Below are 18,427 nucleotides of genomic sequence, written 5' to 3'. Positions count from 1 at the left end.
ATGCGTGTGGTCTATGGACGCCGGAAACTTGCTCTAAACCCCGACAACTGTTCATTCAAACTGATGTCCATGGGTTGACATCTTTCCTTTACATCGATGAAGCCTTCGCTGATCTAGCTGGTGTTCCAGGTGATCTCGAAGCGCTCGGTCGTCGTATCCGTACTCAGGTTTATCGAAGCACTGGCATCCCTGTGGGTGTAGGTATCGCAGCTACGAAAACCTTGAGCAAACTCGCGAATCATTCGGCCAAAAAGTGGTAGGCGCAGACTGGAGGCGTGGTTGATCTACGTGACCAGGTTAAGCGTGACTGGGTGCTGAAGAAATGCTTGGTCTCAGACGTCTGGGGTGTAGGTCGGAAGATGACTCTTCACTTGGAGAGCATGGGCATCAAGACAGCTGGGATCTCTCCAAAACTGATCCCTGGATGCTCCGCAAAAAATTCAGCGTGGTGATCGAGAAGACCGCCCGGGAGTTGGCCGGCACGCCGTGCCTAGAACTCGACGAGCCCGACCCACCCAAGCAGGAGATTTGCTGTAGTCGAATGTTCGGCAAGCGCCTCACCGAGATTGCCCCGATCAAAGAGGCCGTGGCGACCTACATAATGCGGGCCACAGAGAAGCTCCGGGCTCAGCAGTCACTGTGTAAGAAGATTCGAGTCAGCATACGTACTGGCATGTTCAATCCGGAGGAAGCCAAATACGCCAATGGAGTCCTGGTCGAATTGCCGTACCCAACTGACGATGTCCGTTTGATGACAAAGGCTGCCGTGGAAGCGGTGGATCGAGTCTTCCGACCAGGATTCAAGTACAGCAAAGCTGAGGTGCTTTTGGTTAGCCTTTGTCAGAAAGGCGAGTACACGGAAGACCTCTTCGCGATCTCCCAGCCGGCAGCCACTGAAAAGGTTATGGGGGTGTTGGATGCGATCAATGGCCGATGGGGTCGGGGGACGATGCGTCTTGCGAGTGTGCCTACTGATCCGGATTGGGGCATGCGAAGGGAGATGATGAGTCAGAGTTTTACGACACGTGTTGATCAGCTTTGGACGGTGTACTGCAGGTAATTCGAGTTGCGCCATCGACAGAAGCACTCAGGGAACCGGCATAGCTGAATTATCTCAAATTATGGCTCAGCCATAATTATTGCGGAGCCATAATTTTTTGCCTTTCCCGTAACTGTTTAGTTGTCGCTAGCAGCGCCTGTGGCGATGATCGATTTGCAATATACTGTTAGGCAACTATCTAAAAGAGATCCGTCATGTCTAAGCTCGCTGAATTTCGCCAACTCGAAAAACACTTGGCCGAGCAGCTCCAAGCTCTCGAAGCACTGAAAGGCGATGCTGGCCTAAAAAAAGAAATCGAATTTGAAACGAAGCTGCGCGCACTGCTTGCCGAATACGGTTACAGCCTGCCAAACGTGATCGCTCTGCTTGACCCTCAAGCTGGCCGTCGCGCTCCAGCAGCCGACTCTAAAGCCGGCAGCCGCAAACCGCGCCAGGTAAAGGTCTACAAGAATCCCCACACCGGCGAAGTCGTCGAAACCAAAGGCGGCAATCACAAGACGCTGAAGGAGTGGAAAGCACAGCACGGCGCCGCGACTGTAGAGTCTTGGCTGGCCAAGTGATCTTGGTTTGAGTACAAGAAAGGGCCCTTCGGGGCCCTTGTTGTTGATGAAGGTGATTAGCTAAACGATTTTGGGTAAGGCAGCTGAATGCCTTGTCGCTGACGAAGAAAAAGAACATCTCTGGATCAGCTTACGCCTCACTCTGTTTCATCGCTTTGAATTTGCTAGCCATCTCAATTTTGCTCTGTAACAAGGTTGATTTCCCTCATCAACTCTTCGAAGGCTGCGAGTATGAATTCAATCGTTTGCTCGTCGGTGAATCTGCCGTTCTGAATTTTTTGATTGACGTTAGGAATGACAATTTGGGGGCAGCAAACCACTTTGGACAGTGTGGCTGACAACGTTTCACGCAACTGAGCCTGGGCGCGTACCCCGCCGAGTAAGCCCGGTGAAGACGTCATTATCAGAACGGGCTTGTTTTTTAGAGGTGAATTGAAGCCAGGACGAGAGGCCCAATCCAGTGCGTTTTTCAGAACGCCAGAAATGCCGTAGTTATACTCAGGTGAGCAGAGGATTAAGCCATCGGCGAGTGAGATCGCTTCCTTCAGAGCTGCCACTGAGGTCGGTAACGCCTCCGTTTCGAGATCACTGTTGTACAGGGGGATATCGTTCAACGGAAATAGGCTCAGCTCTGCTTGATGAATCAATCGAGACGCGAGTGTTTCCAGTATCGCAGTGTTGTTTGACGCTGAGCGCAAGCTACCGGATATGCCGATGAAACGGAGAGTTGAAGTGCTCATAAAACTCCTTGAGCCGAGAGAAGGCTTGGCCTCGGTAAGACTACTGTCTAGGTTTCTCTGGGAGCGATGCGCCTATCATCACAAAAAGCGCCCTGGCAATTCGTTCGCTTTTATTGCGCCACGCGTGTCTAGTGCCGCTCTGAATAACGACGTCGCCGGGCTTCACTAGGCGGCTCTCGCCATGATCCAATTCAAGCCACATTTCGCCTTCCAAAATGATCCCGTAATCGATGGTGGCAGTGGTGTGCATGCCCGGATTTCCTGGCTCAAAGCTTTCAATCAAACCAGGCAGTGCAGCACCCAGTTCTTCATAGGCCCGGACACCATCGGCAGGATTCTGCATGACCGAGTCAGGTGGGAAATCAAATATGGCGAGACTGGTGCCTCCTAGTGGCGGAATTAGCGACGCGTACTCAAGCGTGGGGTCGTTCCTCTGCTCAAGACAAACCGGATGTGCTGAAGTCGCCCACAGTTGGGCCATAGCGTGGCCAGGAATCGAGGTAAAGGACTGTGCTCTTGGAGCGTAATCATCAGAAACGAACACGGAGTTTCCATGTTCGTCGTGACCGGTCACGATTCTTCTTATTTTCATTCTAAATTACTCGACTAATAGTGAAAAAGCTTAGGCGTAACTGACAACCGAAAGACAGCGAGGGGCGGCTAAACCGCACCGCTCGCCGAGCTTAATCAAGGACAGATGACGTAGTTGCTGAAGCCGCCGTTGCGGTTTTCGATACCGGTAATTGCGTTGTTGACGTCCTCAAGGTTGAAGGCCGTATTTTCAAAAAATGAGAGATCAAGCACTCCTGATTCAACCATGTCCGCCATGGCTTGGCCTTGTCCTGTGGTGAACCAGGCCGACCCGCTGATCTGAATGTCGTTGTCCATGATCCAATGCAGGTCGATGGGGACTTCGCCGGCGATGGCGCCGACGTTGACCAGGTGCCCACCGCGATGGAGAGATTTAAGTGCTTGGGTCAGACTTTCGTGGGGGGCCCCTGGGCCCAAGGCATCAATGACCACATCGACGCCTTCGCCATGGGTGACTTCAAAGACCCATTCATTGGTGGGAATCGTACCAAGTGTATGAATTTCAATCCGGCCTGGGGCAGCTAGGGCTTTCACCTTTTGGAACAGTTCCTGGTTTCTCGCAGTGCCGAGGATTTTACGCACACCCATAGCCAGAGCCAGGGCGACCGCACCCAAGCCAAGTGTGCCGCTGATCCCGTTAATTAGCACCGTGCTGCCGGGGCCTGCGTTGGCCTTGATCAAAGCCTTGTAGGCGGTGCCCAGATAGCCTAAGCGCGCGGCTGTTTCGAAACTGATGTTGTTCGGTAGCTTGACCAGACTGTATTGCGGGGCCGGGATGTACTCGCAAAGGCCGCCGTAGGGGTAGTCTTCGAACATGCGCGGGCTTTTCGGCGTAAAGCCAAAATAGCCGTTGAAGGTATAGGCGGTGCAGGCAATTGTGTTACCCGCACGGCACGCTCTGCAGGAGCCGCAGTGTCGGCCCGGATTGACATACACCCGGTCGCCGACCTTGAAGTCGTAGACTTGAGCGCCTACTGCTTCGACGACACCTGATGGATCGAGCCCGAAAATGGCAGGAAGTTTAGGCAGCGGATTTTGAGGGAACCACTTCACCCAATTGGTGAGAATGTTGTGCAGGTTTGGGACGATCCCGCATGCTTTCACCTTGACCAGCACCTCGGTAGGGCGGATTTCGGGTACAGCAACTTGCTCGATGACCATGGGTTTGCCGCCTTCGTACAGACGTGCAGCGCGCATTGTTTTTGCAGTCATGATGTTCTCCAACACATATTGTTTTTGTAGTGGTACCTAACCTTTGGAGCACGCTTCAAATCTAGGGCACTAACGCAGTCCGTCTTCGCCCTTTACGTCGGAGGCAGCTAGACCGCCCAATCGTGCATGTATCCGTCCGCCTGTAGCCATGGCTAGGCCAAAGGCTATTTCGCCACGGCGAGGGCCATCCCATACGGTCATTTCAGCCACACCGAAGTGGCTTCGAACATACGCAGCTTGGATATGGCCCAGAGGGATCATTACCCGGCAACCTGGGCCACCGATGGTCTTCGCCGCTGGCACGATTGCCTTCGGGTTACCGAGGGCTTCGCGCATTGCCCAGCCACCGGCTTCATGCCAGACAGCTCCGTGTTCCAACTCGCCGTCTTCTCCGACGATGGCACCCTTGCCATAGGCTTGTACCTGCTTTGCACCACCGAGCGCATGGATCAGTTGCTCGGACAGCTCTGCTCCTAAAGCCCGTAATTCCTGCATAAACGGCAACAGGTCTTCGACATATCGGCCTGCGTAAGGATTGGTAACCACGGCAGTGGCCACAGCAATCCTGAGTGGAACGGACGAGCGGGGCCCGCCTTCGTGGAATACTTCTTCGACGTCCAGTTTCACCTTACGAACCATCACAAGCGGCATACCTAACCTCCAGAACCGAGAGCCTCAAGTGGCTCGCTATTTTTTTAAACCGGCCTTTTGCATTATGCATTTAATGATGTATGGTGCAAGAAGTTAGTTTTTGTGCACAAAAAATAGGAGAGGATCATGAAGCTGATTTCGTATCGAAAAGAGGGGAAGGCCCATTTCGGAGCCGTGTCTGGTGACGGAGTGGTTGAGCTGACCAACCGTTTCTCGGAGGTTCCGGATCTCGCGACTTTTCTGAGCAACCCATCCTTGCTTCAGGAGGCGCGCCAGATCCTAGAGGCTGTGCAGCCTGACTACCCATTTTCTAGCATCCAGTTGGATTCAGTAATTCCCAATCCTGGAAAGGTGATTTGCGTAGGTATTAACTATGTTGCTCACGCTGAAGAGGCGGGCCGAAAGGTCGGCGAGTTTCCGGTCATTTTTCAGCGTTTTGCTGAAACCTTGCTTCCCCATGGAGAGCCACTGGTAAGGCCTCAGGTTTCAGAGCAATTTGATTTCGAAGCAGAGCTGGCCGTTGTGATCGGAAAAGGCGGCGCGCACATCGATCCGAAAGATGCGATGGATCATGTTGCGGGTTACACCTGCTTCAACGATGCCAGTGTGCGCGATTGGCAATTCCATACGCACCAGTACGGTATGGGCAAGACCTTCAGGAAAACCGGTGCGCTAGGCCCATGGCTGGTTCCGGCTTCAGAAATTCCCGATTACCGTAAGCTGGTAGTGCGGGGAGTACTCAATGGCGAGCAGTTGCAGGAAGGCAGCCTTTCGGAGCTGGCTTTTGACATTCCCCATTTGATTTCTTATGTATCGAAGGCACTTCCCTGGAACCCGGGAGACATTCTGGCAACGGGTACGCCAAGCGGGATTGGCTTCAAGAGGAAGCCTCCAATTTTCCTGAAACCCGGTGATGTTTTTGAAGTGATCATCACGGAGATCGGGACGCTATCGAACGGCGTTATTGACGAAGCCTAAGCGTTGTCCTCTACACAATCATAAAAACCGGAGGTTCCATATGCCCGCATTACCCACTATCAATTTCACCCACACCGGCGTGTTTTGCGCAGACCTTGATCGTATGGTCGATTTTTACTGCCGTACCCTAGGCTTCATCGTCAGTGACAAAGGTGTCGCTTCTACAGGGCATCGGTTGTTTTTTATGACGCAGAACCCCGAATTGCATCACCAGGTTGTGCTCTTCGACGGTAAGCCTGTCGACCTACCATTCAACCCGATCAACCAGCTTTCGTTTCTCCTGAACTCTCTGGATGACCTGAAGGCCTACTATCAATTCGCCAAAAAGAGCGGCATCGAAGGGATTGCTCAGGTGGATCACGGCAACGCCTGGTCGATGTACTTCAAAGACCCTGAAGGGAACCCCGTCGAAATGTATGTCGATGCGCCGTTCTACACCGCACAGCCTTGCAAGGAACCACTTGATCTCGAGTTGCCGACTGAAGTCATCCTGGCTCAGACCGAAGCCATGTGTAAGCGACGCCCCGGTTTCCAGACGCGAGAGCAATGGATGGACTCCATTCGGGCGAAGATCGAAGAGCAACGGGTTCGAATCGGTTAGTCGTGTAGGGAAGGGCCATTGGGCCGTTCTGAATGTTGGATGCCGAGGTCTGGTGGGTGAGCGTGCGAAAGTCGGTTCATCGGCCAGACGTTGCGATAGATAAAAACAAAAAGCGGAGTAGACGATGGACTACGATGTCATCATTGTTGGAATGGGGCCGGTCGGTGCTCTGTGCGCGAATCTCGCCGGCATGTGGGGGCTGAATGCTCTCGTCGTGGACAAGTCCGAAACGGTGTACACCAATCCAAGGGCTATGGGTTTTGACCACGAGGTGATGCGCGTCTTCGGCAACATTGGCTTGGCTGATGACATTGCCGAACATGTCATGCCTTATCGTCCATCGGAGTACCGCACTACCGGTTCTCAGCTGATCAAACGCATTGATGCCGCCAAACCTCCATTTCCATTGGGTTGGGCACCAAACTACGTGTTCTCACAGCCACCTGTAGAGCGTGCGCTGCGTAATAAAATTTCGGGTTTCAAGTCTGTAACGGTAGAACTCGGTTCAGAGGTTTTATCGGTTGACTCCAAAGATGTACAAGCTGATGTTCGCATCCAAGCCAGGGATGGAACTGAGCGCACTGTGTCTGCGGACTATGTCTTGGCATGTGATGGGGGCACCAGCCCGATCCGAACCCGTCTAGGGTTAAAAATGGAGGATCTCGCATTCGATGAGCCGTGGCTCGTCGTCGACGTAATCCTGAATGAAGGGGCGGGTGAGCACCTGCCAAAGACGAATGTGCAGTTTTGCGAGCTGGCCAGACCTTGCACCTTTGTCGTAGGCCCGGGCCAACATCGGCGTTGGGAGTTCATGATCAATCCTGATGAACAACCGACGGAAATTTCTCAGCCCGAAGCGATCAAGAAACTGATCTCCCGCTGGTTGCCTGAGGGCGACTATCAGCTATGGCGAGCTTCTGCTTACCGATTCCATGCACTGATTTTGGAGCAGTGGAAGTCCGATCGAGTGTTCTTTCTAGGGGATGCCGCACACATGACGCCTCCCTTCCTGGCTCAAGGCATGTGTCAGGGAATCCGCGATGCACTGAACCTGGTCTGGAAGCTCGCGCTGGTAAAAGGAGGTCTGGCAGCACCGGCCTTCCTGAATACCTACCAAACTGAACGAATTCCTCACGTCCGCCAAACCACCCTGGCAGCCAAAGAATTTGGTGTTGTGATCTGTGAGCGTGATAACGAGAGAGCAGCGATCCGGGATGCGCGATTGATCCAGCAGATGACGGAAAATCCGGGAGGTACGATCAGGCAATCGCTGATTCCTGGGCTGTCGCGAGGCTTTGTCTCGCAAGTCGCTCCTGGCGGTGAGCTGTTTCCTCAGCCAATGGTCATCGACCATACGGGTAAAAAAGCTCTGCTGGATGAATTTACCGGGCAATCCTTTCGAGTCGTGATTGCGCCTGGGTTCGACGCTAGCGCGTTACTGAGATGTCTGCGCAGCAGCCAATCCCTTAAAGGGCTGCCCATTCAGGTCGTGCGATTGGTCAGCCCTCAGCAGACTGCTGCTCGCACTGTTGATGATTTTGAAGAGGTCGACGGCGTACTGACACAATGGCTTGAGTGTCGAGGCTGCAATGTGGTCATCGTGCGGCCGGATCACTACGTGTACGGCGGAGCAGTCACTGTCGCCTGGGCGATGGAACTGCTAGAGGGAATGGAGCTTGCCTTGTGGTGCAAGGAGCCTGAACAGGCTAAGCATAGTAGCGGCGGAGCGTGCGACACGACAATCAGGTTTGCGCAGGCGTAAACCTGCAAGGGGCTGTAGAGCCTTCGCATTGCACTGTCCACGAAAGCAGTTGTGATGCGAAGGTTTTTTTGAGTTTGAATTCGACGCTGAGAACATCGAGTGTCGCCCCGAATGGGGGGCGACAGGCTATCGATTCAGTTATTGGAGCGTGGCTTGTTGGCGTTCGATAGCTTCGACAGTTCGGCCCAAAGTGCCTTGGATGTGATTGCGCAAGAGCGTCACTGCTTTGTCTGAATCGCGTGCAAGCGCAGCATCCATTAACTCTTGATGCTCATTTCCCTTGTGCCTTGGGGTCTGCCGCTGCTTGGCTGAGAAGCGTCTGTAGCGCTCTGCTCTGTCGAACAGGGAGTCAACCATCTTCAACATCAACGGTGACGGGCAGGCCGCGAACAGCGCAAAGTGGAAAGCCTTATGCCGGATAGACCACTCATCATCGAGTACGAGCACACCGCTACCGAGTTTTTTCTCAATCAGATTCAGGCGGTGAAATGCACCTAGCACATCTGCTTCCCAGGCATCGTCGCCATACTGGATGGCATCGCTTAGCGCTTCGCATTCGAGCAGGCAGCGCAATCGCGTAATGTCGCGAAAGTCTGTCGTGGAAATCGGAGCGACCCTAAACCCCTTGTTATCGCTGGCTTCGACGACACCGTCCTGAGTCAGTCGATTGAGGGCTTCACGAATAGGGGAGCTACTGAGTCCATACGTTTTGGACAGTTCGGCCACTTTGAGTTTTTCACCCGGGGCCAGCTCGCAGCAAACAATCGCTTTTTTCATCTTCGTCAACGCGACATCGATCAGCGGACTGCCGGGGGAGGTGATCATGGTCGGAGTCATCCTAAAATTTGCACTAAATCGATTTTATGCGCAAAACATTCTTTAGTGCAAAGGATGAATGCCTGAATTGCGCATAAATTTTCCCGAGCCGCAAGCAAAGAATCGTTGGCCACTCTGTCAGCAGCTCTGATTCGCCTGCGCCTCTATTGCTCCCGCCTGTACCCCTTCCAGATCCACCTCTCCTGGTTGATTTCAGAATGTTCCGTCCTTTGAAACATCCCCCTAGCCGGTTGGCATCGGATGCCTTTTTCCCGTCTCGCCTTATCCATGTAGCAAAAAAATGCGTCGGAGAATCTCCTTGACTTTAAATTTGCCCAGGATTACGTTTTGTGCACAAAGTGATTTGTAGTGCAGTAAATATATTTTTATGCACGAATGATTCATGCATAGGCTGACCACAAACCATACGTTCAAGAGGGGCGTGATGAAAACGAAGCGGGTACTCGAGTTGGCTGACGCCGAATTGATGCTTGTGGCCGCCATGGAAAAAGCCACCCGGGAAAACTGGAAGGTTTCCATGGCCGTGGTTGATGAGGCGGGCTGCCTCATGACGTTCAAAAGGCTTGATGGCGCATCCGTCTCGTCTGTCCAAACGGCCATTGAAAAAGCCCGCAGCGCCGCAGTCACACGCCGACCGACGAAGTTTTTTGAGGACATGGTCGCCGAAGGCCGGTCTGGCGCTTCGATGATCCATGGGGTCTTCCCCATCGAAGGCGGGCTTCCAATCGTTGTCGAGGGCGAGGTCGTAGGAGGGTTTGCTGTCAGCGGGTTGAAGTCTCAGCTGGACATCGTCCTTGTGGAGACGGGCTTACAAGCGCTGGCAGCTCATCAGTAACGGTAAGTGGGTAAGGAAGAAGCCGAGAGCACCACGCACGCAGTACGCAGATGTATTCGCAGCTGAGGCTGCGAGTTGATGACCTTTTACAAAAACAAAAAAACAGGAACATCTTCATGAAAACAGCTAACCAGCGGCTCTGCCCGTTGCCGGTTTCAAGCATCGCCTGTGCAGTCAGCGCAATGGCGCTGTTGAGTCTTTCTACTCAATCGCTAGCCTTCCAGATCGATACTGGTAACCCCGATCTTTCGGCGACTTGGGACAACACGATCAAGTACAGCAATGCATGGCGTGTGAACAAGCTTGATCACAAGGTCGCGGTCGGCCCAGGCACTTCCAACAGTAATCCCAATCTGGATGACGGCGACCGAAACTTTGATCGTGGGCTCATATCGAATCGCCTGGATCTCCTGTCCGAGTTCGACATCAAGTACAAAGATGTTGGTGCCCGTCTCAGCGCGGCCTCCTGGTACGACAATGTCTACAGTCATGACAACGATAACGACTCACCGGGCACGGCGAACTCGGTGAGTGTCGATCACGATCAGTTCACCAGCGACACGCGTCGGATCCACGAAACGAACACTGAAATCCTCGATGCCTTCGTCTATGGCTCGAAGGAAATCGGCAGTACTTCGTTGTCTGGCAGATTGGGTCAGTTCACCCAAATTTACGGCGAAAGCCTTTTCTTTGGTGCCAACGGTATTGCGAATGCGCAGTCCACCGTTGACCTGGTAAAGCTGCAGTCAGTACCCAGTTCGCAGTTCAAAGAGATTCTGATGCCGACGAAGCAGGTCTCGGGCAACTGGCAGTTGAGCGATACGGTCAGTGTCGGTGCCTATTACCAATTCGAGTGGAACAAAACTCGTCTTCCCGCAGCGGGGAGCTACTTCAGCGGTGCGGATTTTGTCGGTGAAGGAGGCGAACGTGTATTTTTTCCTACTGGTGCACTACTTCACGGCAAGGACATTGATGCCAAGGACTCAGGCCAATTTGGCGCTCAGCTGAAATTCGCTATCGAAGACTGGGAGTTCGGTCTATACGCGGCTAAGTATCACGAAAAAACTCCGGTGTTTTACTTCCGACCAACAGCACTGGTGCCTGGAGCAGATGACACTTTCGTCAACGTTTATCCCGAGGACATCAAGGTCTTTGGCGCAAGTTTCAGTACCTTGGTCGGCGAAGCGAACATTGCGGGTGAGACTTCAATCCGGGTCGATACACCGTTGGCAGGCGTTGGTGGCACCATCATTACCGGCCTGGATTCTGACAACGATTCCAATCCGGCTTATCCCATTGGTCGCTCGTGGCATGCCCAGGTGTCGATGGTCAATGTCTATGGCGGATCGGCACTTTGGGATGGTGCTTCATTCGTCGGCGAGCTTGCATTCAACCGTCGGTTGAGCGTGACAAAAAATGCCGATCAGCTGGATCCCAACACAACGCGTGATGCCTTCGCACTGCGGTTCACCTTTGAACCTCAGTACTTCCAGGTCTTTCCAGGGATCGACGTTCAAGCCCCAATCACCATTGGTTACAACCCGTCCGGGCGCTCTTCAGTCACACCTCAGGCATTTGGGCCAGAGCATGGTGGGGATCTAACACTAGGTCTCAAGGCTGATTACAAGAAGCAATGGTACGCGTCCCTGAGCTACACCAATTTCTTTGGCGAGGCGGGGCCTGTCATCAACTCCTCAAACTCGTTCACCTACCAGCAAAACATGAAAGACAGAGATTTCGTGGCGTTTTCGATCCAGCGAACCTTTTAAGCAAAGAAGAGGCGGGCCCTGATAATGACAAAAATTAAACTGCTGCTTTCCACCCTGTCTATCTCACTGTGTGCCAGCACCGCCTTCGCAGCGGTGACCCCAGACGAAGCGGCAAAGCTCAAGACTACATTGACTCCCATGGGCGCCGAAAAAGCCGGCAATGCCGATGGCTCTATTCCTGCCTGGACAGGTGGATTGACCAAAGATGTCGCTGGGACAAAGCTTGGCGACATGCCGGCTGATCCATTCCCAGGTGAGAAGTCTTTACTACAGATCACCGCTAAAAACGCTGCGCAGTACGCGGACAAATTGAGCGAAGGTACAAAGGCACTGCTGGCCAAATATCCCGACACCTTCCATTTGGATATTTACCCAACCCACCGTACTGCTGCAGCACCCGATAGCGTGTATCAAAATACATTTGCTAATGCGACCCGCTGCAAGACGACCAGCAATGGTTTGTCAGTGGAAGGGTGTTACGGCGGCATTCCGTTTCCTATTCCAAAAACTGGTAATGAGGTCATCTGGAATTTCCTTCTGCGCGTAGAGGCGGAATCAATTCAGATGGGATACGCCAACGTGATTGGTAACGCTGACGGAACCCGGACGTTGGCAAGCCGTGGGATCGAAAACTGGCAATACCCGTATTACTTCAAAGACGGAAGTGCTGATAAATGGTCAGGGCAGTATGCGCTGCTGCGCTTTTTGACCAACGAGCCACCGTTTAAAGCTGGTGAGTCGCTTGTGACGCACGACAGTATCAATGTCCAGGAGCCACGAGAGGCTTGGCAATACCTAGTCGGCCAACGCCGTGTGCGACGGGCTCCCACTGTCGGCTATGACACCCCCGATTTTGTAGCCTCGGGCGCTAACTACTTTGATGAGGTGCATGGCTTCATTGGCCATCCAGATCGCTATGACTGGAAGCTCGTTGGCAAAAAAGAAATGTACATCCCTTACAACGACAACAAGTTCAACGCAGAAAAACGAGATGACGCCTTCGTGGCCAATCACCTCAATCCAGACAAATTGCGCTGGGAGCTCCATCGCGTCTGGGAGTTGGAGGCCACGGTTGCACCAGGCAAACGCCATGCAGTACCTAAGCGCAAGTTCTTCATTGATGAAGACAGCTGGACGGTATCGCTAGTAGACGGATATGACGCTGAGGGCAAGCTGTGGCGTGTCTCACAAGTGCTGCCATTTGTTGTGCCTTCCATCCCGGCGGTAGTGGTGAAACCTGTGGTGATTTACAACCTGCAAGCCAAGACGTACAGCGTCGTGCAGGGCCTGAACGGCGAAACCTATAGCGTTATCCCGCGCAAACCAGAGAACTTTTTTACCGGTAATGCGGTAGCGTCCGGATCGGTGCGCTGAACCTCGAAACGACTCATTCAATTTGTTCCATGGACGCAGTGTCAGTAGCACTGCGCCCAGTGAACCGCATCCTCGAGGTTCTCAAATGCGCATTCAAATACCCAGGCTTCTACATAAATATCCGCTCAGGGCACTCATGCTGAGCATGTTGATCATGCCGGCATGCTTCTCCTGCACAGCTGTTGCACAACCAGATGGATTGCAGGTGCAGCCTGCAATTACGAGTGCCATGGCTGCGCAGTCAGTAATGCTCAGCGTTGCGCGTGCAGGGCAACGCCTGGTGGCAGTCGGAGAGCGAGGGTTCATTATTGTCTCAGATGACAATGGCAATTCTTGGCAGCAAGTCAGTTCGCCCGTGAGCATGACGCTGGTCAAAGTTAGATTCATCAATGACAGCGAAGGTTGGGTTGTTGGGCATGCAGGGATCGTATTGCACACCCAAGATGGTGGGTTGAGTTGGAAGAAGCAGTTTGATGGTGTCCAAGCCGCGGGTATCGAACTGCAGGAAGCGAAGCGCGCCGTTGAGAGTTCCGAAAAAACAGAAATGGCACAGGAGGGGCTCGCTCAAGCACAACAACTCGTTGACGAGGGCCCAGACAAACCTTTTCTCGATCTGCTCTTCCTGGACGCAAAAAATGGGCTAGTGGTGGGCGCTTACGGTCTCGCGTTTGTCACGCATGATGGCGGACTCAGCTGGCAATCCATCCGTTCCCGTATCGACAATCCATCCGGATTGCATCTCTACAGCATTGAGCGGGTGGGGGTTGACCTCTTCATCGCCGGAGAGCAGGGCACTCTGTTGCGGTCAAGCGACGAGGGGCAAACCTTCGAGTCGCTGACTTCCCCCTATGAGGGTACGACCTTCGGGCTTCAGGCGACCAACAGCGGATCGATTCTGGCGTTCGGGCTTCGCGGCAAAGCGTTTGAGTCCAAGGATCGCGGCGATACCTGGCAGCCCCTCGACACTTTGCAGCCCGTCACTTTGACCAGTGGGTTGCGTCTTGCCGATGGATCGGTGCTGCTCACCGATGAGTCGGGAAGAGTGTTTCGCTATGCGGATGGCGATACCAAAGCGGCAGTCCTTCAGATTGCTCAACCCAGTTATTTCACAGGCATGGCACAAGCCGCGAACGGCAACCTGATCATCAGTAGTGCACGCGGCATGCTGTCGTCCGCAGTCGCCGTGGACTTGCCGGAGCACGATCAATGAACAGCTTTACGCGTACTGCCGAGCATCACACCGTTCCTCAAACGGACACATTCGATCCTTCTTCCGGCACGCTGGTTGAACGGCTGTTGTTCAATCATCGCAGCATCATTTTGGGCATTTGCGTGTTGCTCAGTCTAATACTGGGCTACCAGGCACTGAGCCTGAAGCTTAATGCCGCCTTCGAAAAAATGATCCCGACAGATCACCCTTATGTGCAGAACTACCTGAAAAACCGAGGCCAGTTGGGGGAGGGTGGAAACACCTTGAGGATTGCGGTCGAGGCCAAACAGGGCAGTATTTTTGATGCTGCCTACCTCGAGACGGTCAAGAAAATCAATGATGAGGTGTTTCTACTCCCCGGCGTCGACCGCTCATACATGAAGTCCCTGTGGACTCCGGCAACCCGTTGGATCGGCGTGACGGAGGAGGGTTTCGATGGTGGGCCAGTCATACCTGACGATTACGATGGTTCTGCCAAGAGTCTTGATCAGGTTCGGCAGAACGTTGATCGGTCGGGTGAAGTAGGTCGGCTCGTAGCCTCCAATTTCAACTCCAGCATTGTACTGTTGCCTCTTCAGGACATCACCTCGGACGACGGCAAACCTCTGGATTACAACGCGCTTTCCGGCCAGCTCGAACAGATCCGGGCCAAGTACGAAACCGACAACATCAAAATCCACATCACTGGCTTTGCCAAAGTGGTGGGTGATCTGATTGACGGCATGCGCCAGATGCAACTGTTCTTCGCCGCGACATTGGTGATTTGCGGAATCGTGTTGTTCTGGTACACCCGTTGCGTGCGTAGCACATTGTTGGTGTTGCTGTGCTCGATTGTCGCGGTTATCTGGTTGCTGGGATTACTGCCCACTCTGGGCTTTGATCTCGATCCTTACTCGATCCTCGTCCCGTTCCTGGTGTTTGCAATCGGGTTGAGTCATGGCGCCCAGAAAATGAACGGCATCATGCAGGACATCGGGCGTGGAGCCGACAAGCTCGTGGCGGCACGCTTCACCTTTCGCCGGTTGTTTCTGACCGGGCTGATGGCGCTGGTGGCGGACGCCGTAGGTTTTGCTGTGCTGATGATCATCAAGATTCCGGTCATCCAGGATCTGGCTATCGCCGCGACGATCGGTGTGCTGACGTTGATTTTCACCAACCTGATTCTGTTGCCGATTCTGTTGTCGTACACCGGGGTCAGCAAAGCGGCGGCGCAACGTGAAGCGGCGAACGACAAGTTCTCGCAGTTGGACGCTCACCACACCCGCCATCCACTTTGGGCATTTCTGGATAGATTCACTGAGCGTAAATGGGCAAGCGGAGCAATCATTGTCGCCGTGATTTTAGGCGTGGCAGGCTTTGCGGTGAGCCTTCATGTGAAGATCGGCGATCTGAATCCCGGGGCACCGGAATTGCGTCCTGAATCGCGTTACAACAGCGATAACCGCTTCATGGTCAGTAACTTTTCCGCCAGTAGCGACAAGTATGTTGTGATGGTGAAAACGCCCCAATACTACTGCGCCAATTACCAGACCCTGGTGTCAGTCGACGCGCTGGAAGCGCAGCTTCAGCAGTTGCCGGGCGTGGTGTCCACGACGTCTTTAGCGGCGCTGAGTAAGCAGGCGGCGGCCGGCATGAATGAAGGCAGCATGACCTGGTACGAGATACCCCGTAACCAGGGATTATTGAATGCAATCATCACCCGGGCGCCGCGAGAGCTGTTCAACCAGAATTGCGATCTGCTGACCGTGTATGTCTATCTGAAGGATCACAAGGCGGACACGCTCACCAGCGTGGTTCAGACAGTCGAACAGTTCGCGGCGACCCATAACTCGGATCAGATCCAGTTCCTCAATGCAGCGGGCAATGCCGGCATTGAAGCGGCCACCAATATCGTGGTGAAGCGTTCCAACGTACAGATGCTGTTCATGGTGTACGCGGCCGTCATCGCGCTGTGCTTCATTACATTCAGATCTTGGCGCGCGGTCGTGTGTACGGTGCTGCCGCTGATGCTGACCTCCATTTTGTGCGAAGCCTTGATGGTCGGACTTAACATCGGCGTGAAGGTCGCGACGCTGCCCGTGATCGCGTTGGGGGTGGGCATTGGTGTGGACTACGCGTTGTACATCCTCAGCGTAACACTCACTAATTTGCGAAATGGCTCAAGCCTGTCGGATGCTTACTACCTGGCCCTGCTTTCTACGGGGAAGGTGGTGGTGATGACCGGGATCACGCTGGGCATTGCCGTCCTCACCTGGGTGCTGTCACCTATCAAGTTCCAAGCTGACATGGGCATCTTGCTCGGGTTCATGTTCATCTGGAACATGGTGGGGGCGTTGGTACTGGTTCCGGCACTGGCGCACTTTCTGCTCAAGCCAAAATCTTTTCCTGTAACTGCGTAATTTCCAAGCACGAGTGCGGATTCAGTGGCACTGAATCCGCTTTTCGTGGTGCAACTCAAACACAATGGCTTGATTTAATTGAATGATCAAATATGCAGCGAATCTCACCTTGCTCTTCACCGAATGGTCTTTCGAGGATCGATTTAGCGCCGCACGGGACGCTGGCTTTGAGGCTGTTGAGTTCAGTTTTCCTCGCGACATGGCGGCAGCAGAAATAGCTGGGACTTTACGTCGCACAGGCCTTCAACAAGTATTGGCAACAGTACCTCTACGACCTGGTAGTAAGGGGCTAGCTGCTCAGTCCGGAAAGGCTCGGGTCTTTCGTGAGGATTTTAACCTAGGACTTGAATATGCCGTCGAAGGAGGAAGTCCACTGCTTCACGTGCTATCTGGAGTGGTTGAGCAGAAAAATTACGCTGTATCAGGGGGGCAATTTGACGACAACATGCGCTGGGCCATCGAAGAGGCTGCCCGTCATGACGTAAAGGTTGTGATTGAAGCCATCAATCAAACTTCAGTGCCCGGGTATTTTATTCGAACATTGGCGGGGGCCGTCAGCTGGACGCAGAGACTTGAAGGGCTAGGCCTGATCCTGGATCTTTATCATGCTGCGATGGAACGGTTGGATCCTCTTGCTTGCCTCGATCTCCTTCTTCCTCAATCCGACCATTTACAGATTGCCGGATACCCAGGACGGCATGAGCCTAATATCGGTAATTTGAACCTACCTGAAGTCCTTGAATCGATAAATGCACATTCTTATACAGGATGGGTTGGTTGCGAATATCAGCCTGCTGATGGCACGCTCAAGGGCATGAGGTGGCTCGATCATTTTCGTTGAATGATGGATGTGGCGGAGGTGAGTAGAGAATGAGTCAGTGTACGTGTTCGGTCTATCCTCTAGCCAGACATAGTGACACTCATAAAGGGGGGCTGACCGATGCCCATTAGCACAGCTCAAATTGCTGAGTATCAAGCCTTCGCCGAGCAGCTAGCGGAGGCTGCCGCGGTAGCTATCCATCCGTACTTTCGAGCAACGCTGGATGTGGAGGATAAGGGCGGTCGTGTCTTCGATCCGGTCACCTTGGCGGATAAGGCTGCTGAACGAGCCATGCGCGAATTGATTCAAAATCGGTATCCCGCACACGGAATCCTGGGCGAGGAGGAGGGCTCAATCGTAGGCAGCAGCGAGCTAACCTGGGTGCTCGATCCTATCGACGGTACCCGAGCTTTTATCACCGGCTTGCCGCTATGGGGAACGCTAATAGCCCTCAACGATGGTCAGCGCCCTGTGCTCGGGGTCATGAATCAGCCTTTCACTGGCGAGCGCTACATGGGCACTCCGGATGGTGCGTGGCGCAATGGTACGAAGCTACAGACACGACCATGCCAAGGCCTCTCCTCAGCAAGACTGATGTGCACAACCCCCGATATGTTCGACACCCCCGAGCGGCGAGACGCGTTTCAATCCGTGGCCAGTCAGGCGCAATTGGTTCGCTTCGGCGGTGATTGCTATGCGTACTGCATGCTCGCTTCAGGTTTCGTCGATGTGATTATCGAGGCTAGCTTGCAGCCATACGACGTACAGGCGCTGATACCGATTATCGAAGGTGCCGGTGGAGTGATTACCGCCTGGGATGGCAGCACAGCTCAAAATGGCGGGAGTGTCGTTGCTTGTGGTGATCCTGCATTGCATGCTCAATTGGTGGCGCTGCTGCGGCACGCTGTCTGATCCGGGTAGGGGCTAAAGGTGGAAACTATGAAACTATGACACAGCGGAAAGTTGAGCACGGTACTGTAATGGTCGAAATCATGGCTGACCTAGTGATCTTGGTTTGAGTACAAAGC

The 18,427-nt window shown here is 53.6% G+C and carries 16 protein-coding genes and 1 pseudogene; 12 read left to right on the top strand and 5 right to left on the bottom strand.

Going from position 1 to position 18,427, the window contains the following annotated elements; translation table 11 throughout:
- Positions 1-92 precede the first annotated feature (92 nt).
- Both AC1DIG_RS02385 and AC1DIG_RS02380 read left to right on the top strand, forming a co-directional pair.
- Positions 93-1,060 (top strand): annotated as a pseudogene (locus tag AC1DIG_RS02385) (DUF4113 domain-containing protein); the annotation flags it as partial.
- A gap of 194 nt (positions 1,061-1,254) precedes the next feature.
- Complete coding sequence (locus AC1DIG_RS02380; protein WP_477765970.1) at positions 1,255-1,620, top strand: histone-like nucleoid-structuring protein, MvaT/MvaU family; 366 nt, start codon at positions 1,255-1,257, stop codon at positions 1,618-1,620.
- Positions 1,621-1,793: 173 nt separating this feature from the next.
- On the opposite strand, the gene AC1DIG_RS02375 is transcribed toward AC1DIG_RS02380, so the two are convergent.
- The 4 genes from AC1DIG_RS02375 to AC1DIG_RS02360 form a co-directional block, all read right to left on the bottom strand.
- Entirely contained in the window at positions 1,794-2,360 is a 567-nt protein-coding gene (locus tag AC1DIG_RS02375; protein ID WP_477765969.1) for an NADPH-dependent FMN reductase, read from the bottom strand.
- A 40-nt stretch (positions 2,361-2,400) separates the two neighbouring features.
- On the bottom strand, positions 2,401-2,952 hold the full coding sequence (locus AC1DIG_RS02370; RefSeq protein ID WP_477765968.1) for a cupin domain-containing protein: 552 nt from the start codon (positions 2,950-2,952) through the stop codon (positions 2,401-2,403).
- A gap of 95 nt (positions 2,953-3,047) precedes the next feature.
- Positions 3,048-4,163, bottom strand: coding sequence for an alcohol dehydrogenase catalytic domain-containing protein (locus tag AC1DIG_RS02365; protein ID WP_477765967.1), 1,116 nt, complete (start codon positions 4,161-4,163; stop codon positions 3,048-3,050).
- Between the two features lie 69 nt (positions 4,164-4,232).
- Complete coding sequence (locus tag AC1DIG_RS02360) at positions 4,233-4,814, bottom strand: amino acid synthesis family protein (protein ID WP_477765966.1); 582 nt, start codon at positions 4,812-4,814, stop codon at positions 4,233-4,235.
- A 126-nt stretch (positions 4,815-4,940) separates the two neighbouring features.
- On the opposite strand from AC1DIG_RS02360, the gene AC1DIG_RS02355 reads away from it, so the two are divergent.
- The 3 genes from AC1DIG_RS02355 (at position 4,941) to AC1DIG_RS02345 (ending at position 8,155) form a co-directional block, all read left to right on the top strand.
- Positions 4,941-5,792 (top strand): fumarylacetoacetate hydrolase family protein, encoded by an 852-nt coding sequence (locus AC1DIG_RS02355; RefSeq protein WP_477765965.1) that lies wholly within the window; start codon positions 4,941-4,943, stop codon positions 5,790-5,792.
- A gap of 40 nt (positions 5,793-5,832) precedes the next feature.
- Complete coding sequence (locus tag AC1DIG_RS02350) at positions 5,833-6,393, top strand: VOC family protein (RefSeq protein ID WP_057397099.1); 561 nt, start codon at positions 5,833-5,835, stop codon at positions 6,391-6,393.
- A gap of 124 nt (positions 6,394-6,517) precedes the next feature.
- Complete coding sequence (locus tag AC1DIG_RS02345) at positions 6,518-8,155, top strand: bifunctional 3-(3-hydroxy-phenyl)propionate/3-hydroxycinnamic acid hydroxylase (protein WP_477765964.1); 1,638 nt, start codon at positions 6,518-6,520, stop codon at positions 8,153-8,155.
- Positions 8,156-8,293: 138 nt separating this feature from the next.
- On the opposite strand, the gene AC1DIG_RS02340 is transcribed toward AC1DIG_RS02345, so the two are convergent.
- A complete protein-coding gene (locus AC1DIG_RS02340; RefSeq protein WP_116264904.1) occupies positions 8,294-8,980 on the bottom strand; it encodes a GntR family transcriptional regulator in 687 nt (228 codons plus the stop codon).
- 436 nt (positions 8,981-9,416) lie between these two features.
- Here AC1DIG_RS02340 and AC1DIG_RS02335 point away from each other — a divergent pair, with 436 nt between their 5' ends.
- From AC1DIG_RS02335 to hisN, 7 genes are all read left to right on the top strand, one after another.
- Positions 9,417-9,827 carry a GlcG/HbpS family heme-binding protein gene (locus AC1DIG_RS02335; protein ID WP_477765963.1) on the top strand — a complete coding sequence of 137 codons (411 nt, stop codon included), beginning with the start codon at positions 9,417-9,419 and terminating at the stop codon, positions 9,825-9,827.
- Positions 9,828-9,943: 116 nt separating this feature from the next.
- On the top strand, positions 9,944-11,596 hold the full coding sequence (locus tag AC1DIG_RS02330) for a DUF1302 domain-containing protein (protein WP_477765962.1): 1,653 nt from the start codon (positions 9,944-9,946) through the stop codon (positions 11,594-11,596).
- 24 nt (positions 11,597-11,620) lie between these two features.
- A complete protein-coding gene (locus AC1DIG_RS02325; RefSeq protein ID WP_477765961.1) occupies positions 11,621-12,970 on the top strand; it encodes a DUF1329 domain-containing protein in 1,350 nt (449 codons plus the stop codon).
- A gap of 85 nt (positions 12,971-13,055) precedes the next feature.
- Positions 13,056-14,180 (top strand): WD40/YVTN/BNR-like repeat-containing protein, encoded by a 1,125-nt coding sequence (locus tag AC1DIG_RS02320; RefSeq protein WP_477765960.1) that lies wholly within the window; start codon positions 13,056-13,058, stop codon positions 14,178-14,180.
- Complete coding sequence (locus AC1DIG_RS02315) at positions 14,177-16,579, top strand: efflux RND transporter permease subunit (protein WP_477765959.1); 2,403 nt, start codon at positions 14,177-14,179, stop codon at positions 16,577-16,579. The genes AC1DIG_RS02320 and AC1DIG_RS02315 overlap by 4 nt, the downstream gene beginning before the upstream one ends.
- Before the next feature lie 82 nt (positions 16,580-16,661).
- On the top strand, positions 16,662-17,420 hold the full coding sequence (locus tag AC1DIG_RS02310) for a hydroxypyruvate isomerase family protein (protein ID WP_477765958.1): 759 nt from the start codon (positions 16,662-16,664) through the stop codon (positions 17,418-17,420).
- Positions 17,421-17,519: 99 nt separating this feature from the next.
- Positions 17,520-18,311, top strand: a complete 792-nt coding sequence (hisN, locus tag AC1DIG_RS02305; protein ID WP_477765957.1) for a histidinol-phosphatase — start codon at positions 17,520-17,522, stop codon at positions 18,309-18,311.
- Positions 18,312-18,427 lie beyond the last annotated feature (116 nt).

The organism is Pseudomonas sp. 05N431, from assembly GCF_056397005.1.
The sequence above is the reverse complement of the archived record's forward strand: the minus strand, read 5'-3'. Positions and strand labels throughout refer to the sequence as shown.

Bases quoted from the DNA above. Each gene is read 5' to 3' on its own strand.
- AC1DIG_RS02380 (WP_477765970.1), top strand. From the start codon at position 1,255: ATGTCTAAGCTCGCTGAATTTCGCCAACTCGAAAAACACTTGGCCGAG.
- AC1DIG_RS02375 (WP_477765969.1), bottom strand. From the start codon at position 2,360: ATGAGCACTTCAACTCTCCGTTTCATCGGCATATCCGGTAGCTTGCGC.
- AC1DIG_RS02370 (WP_477765968.1), bottom strand. From the start codon at position 2,952: ATGAAAATAAGAAGAATCGTGACCGGTCACGACGAACATGGAAACTCC.
- AC1DIG_RS02365 (WP_477765967.1), bottom strand. From the start codon at position 4,163: ATGACTGCAAAAACAATGCGCGCTGCACGTCTGTACGAAGGCGGCAAA.
- AC1DIG_RS02360 (WP_477765966.1), bottom strand. From the start codon at position 4,814: ATGCCGCTTGTGATGGTTCGTAAGGTGAAACTGGACGTCGAAGAAGTA.
- AC1DIG_RS02355 (WP_477765965.1), top strand. From the start codon at position 4,941: ATGAAGCTGATTTCGTATCGAAAAGAGGGGAAGGCCCATTTCGGAGCC.
- AC1DIG_RS02350 (WP_057397099.1), top strand. From the start codon at position 5,833: ATGCCCGCATTACCCACTATCAATTTCACCCACACCGGCGTGTTTTGC.
- AC1DIG_RS02345 (WP_477765964.1), top strand. From the start codon at position 6,518: ATGGACTACGATGTCATCATTGTTGGAATGGGGCCGGTCGGTGCTCTG.
- AC1DIG_RS02340 (WP_116264904.1), bottom strand. From the start codon at position 8,980: ATGATCACCTCCCCCGGCAGTCCGCTGATCGATGTCGCGTTGACGAAG.
- AC1DIG_RS02335 (WP_477765963.1), top strand. From the start codon at position 9,417: ATGAAAACGAAGCGGGTACTCGAGTTGGCTGACGCCGAATTGATGCTT.
- AC1DIG_RS02330 (WP_477765962.1), top strand. From the start codon at position 9,944: ATGAAAACAGCTAACCAGCGGCTCTGCCCGTTGCCGGTTTCAAGCATC.
- AC1DIG_RS02325 (WP_477765961.1), top strand. From the start codon at position 11,621: ATGACAAAAATTAAACTGCTGCTTTCCACCCTGTCTATCTCACTGTGT.
- AC1DIG_RS02320 (WP_477765960.1), top strand. From the start codon at position 13,056: ATGCGCATTCAAATACCCAGGCTTCTACATAAATATCCGCTCAGGGCA.
- AC1DIG_RS02315 (WP_477765959.1), top strand. From the start codon at position 14,177: ATGAACAGCTTTACGCGTACTGCCGAGCATCACACCGTTCCTCAAACG.
- AC1DIG_RS02310 (WP_477765958.1), top strand. From the start codon at position 16,662: ATGATCAAATATGCAGCGAATCTCACCTTGCTCTTCACCGAATGGTCT.
- hisN (WP_477765957.1), top strand. From the start codon at position 17,520: ATGCCCATTAGCACAGCTCAAATTGCTGAGTATCAAGCCTTCGCCGAG.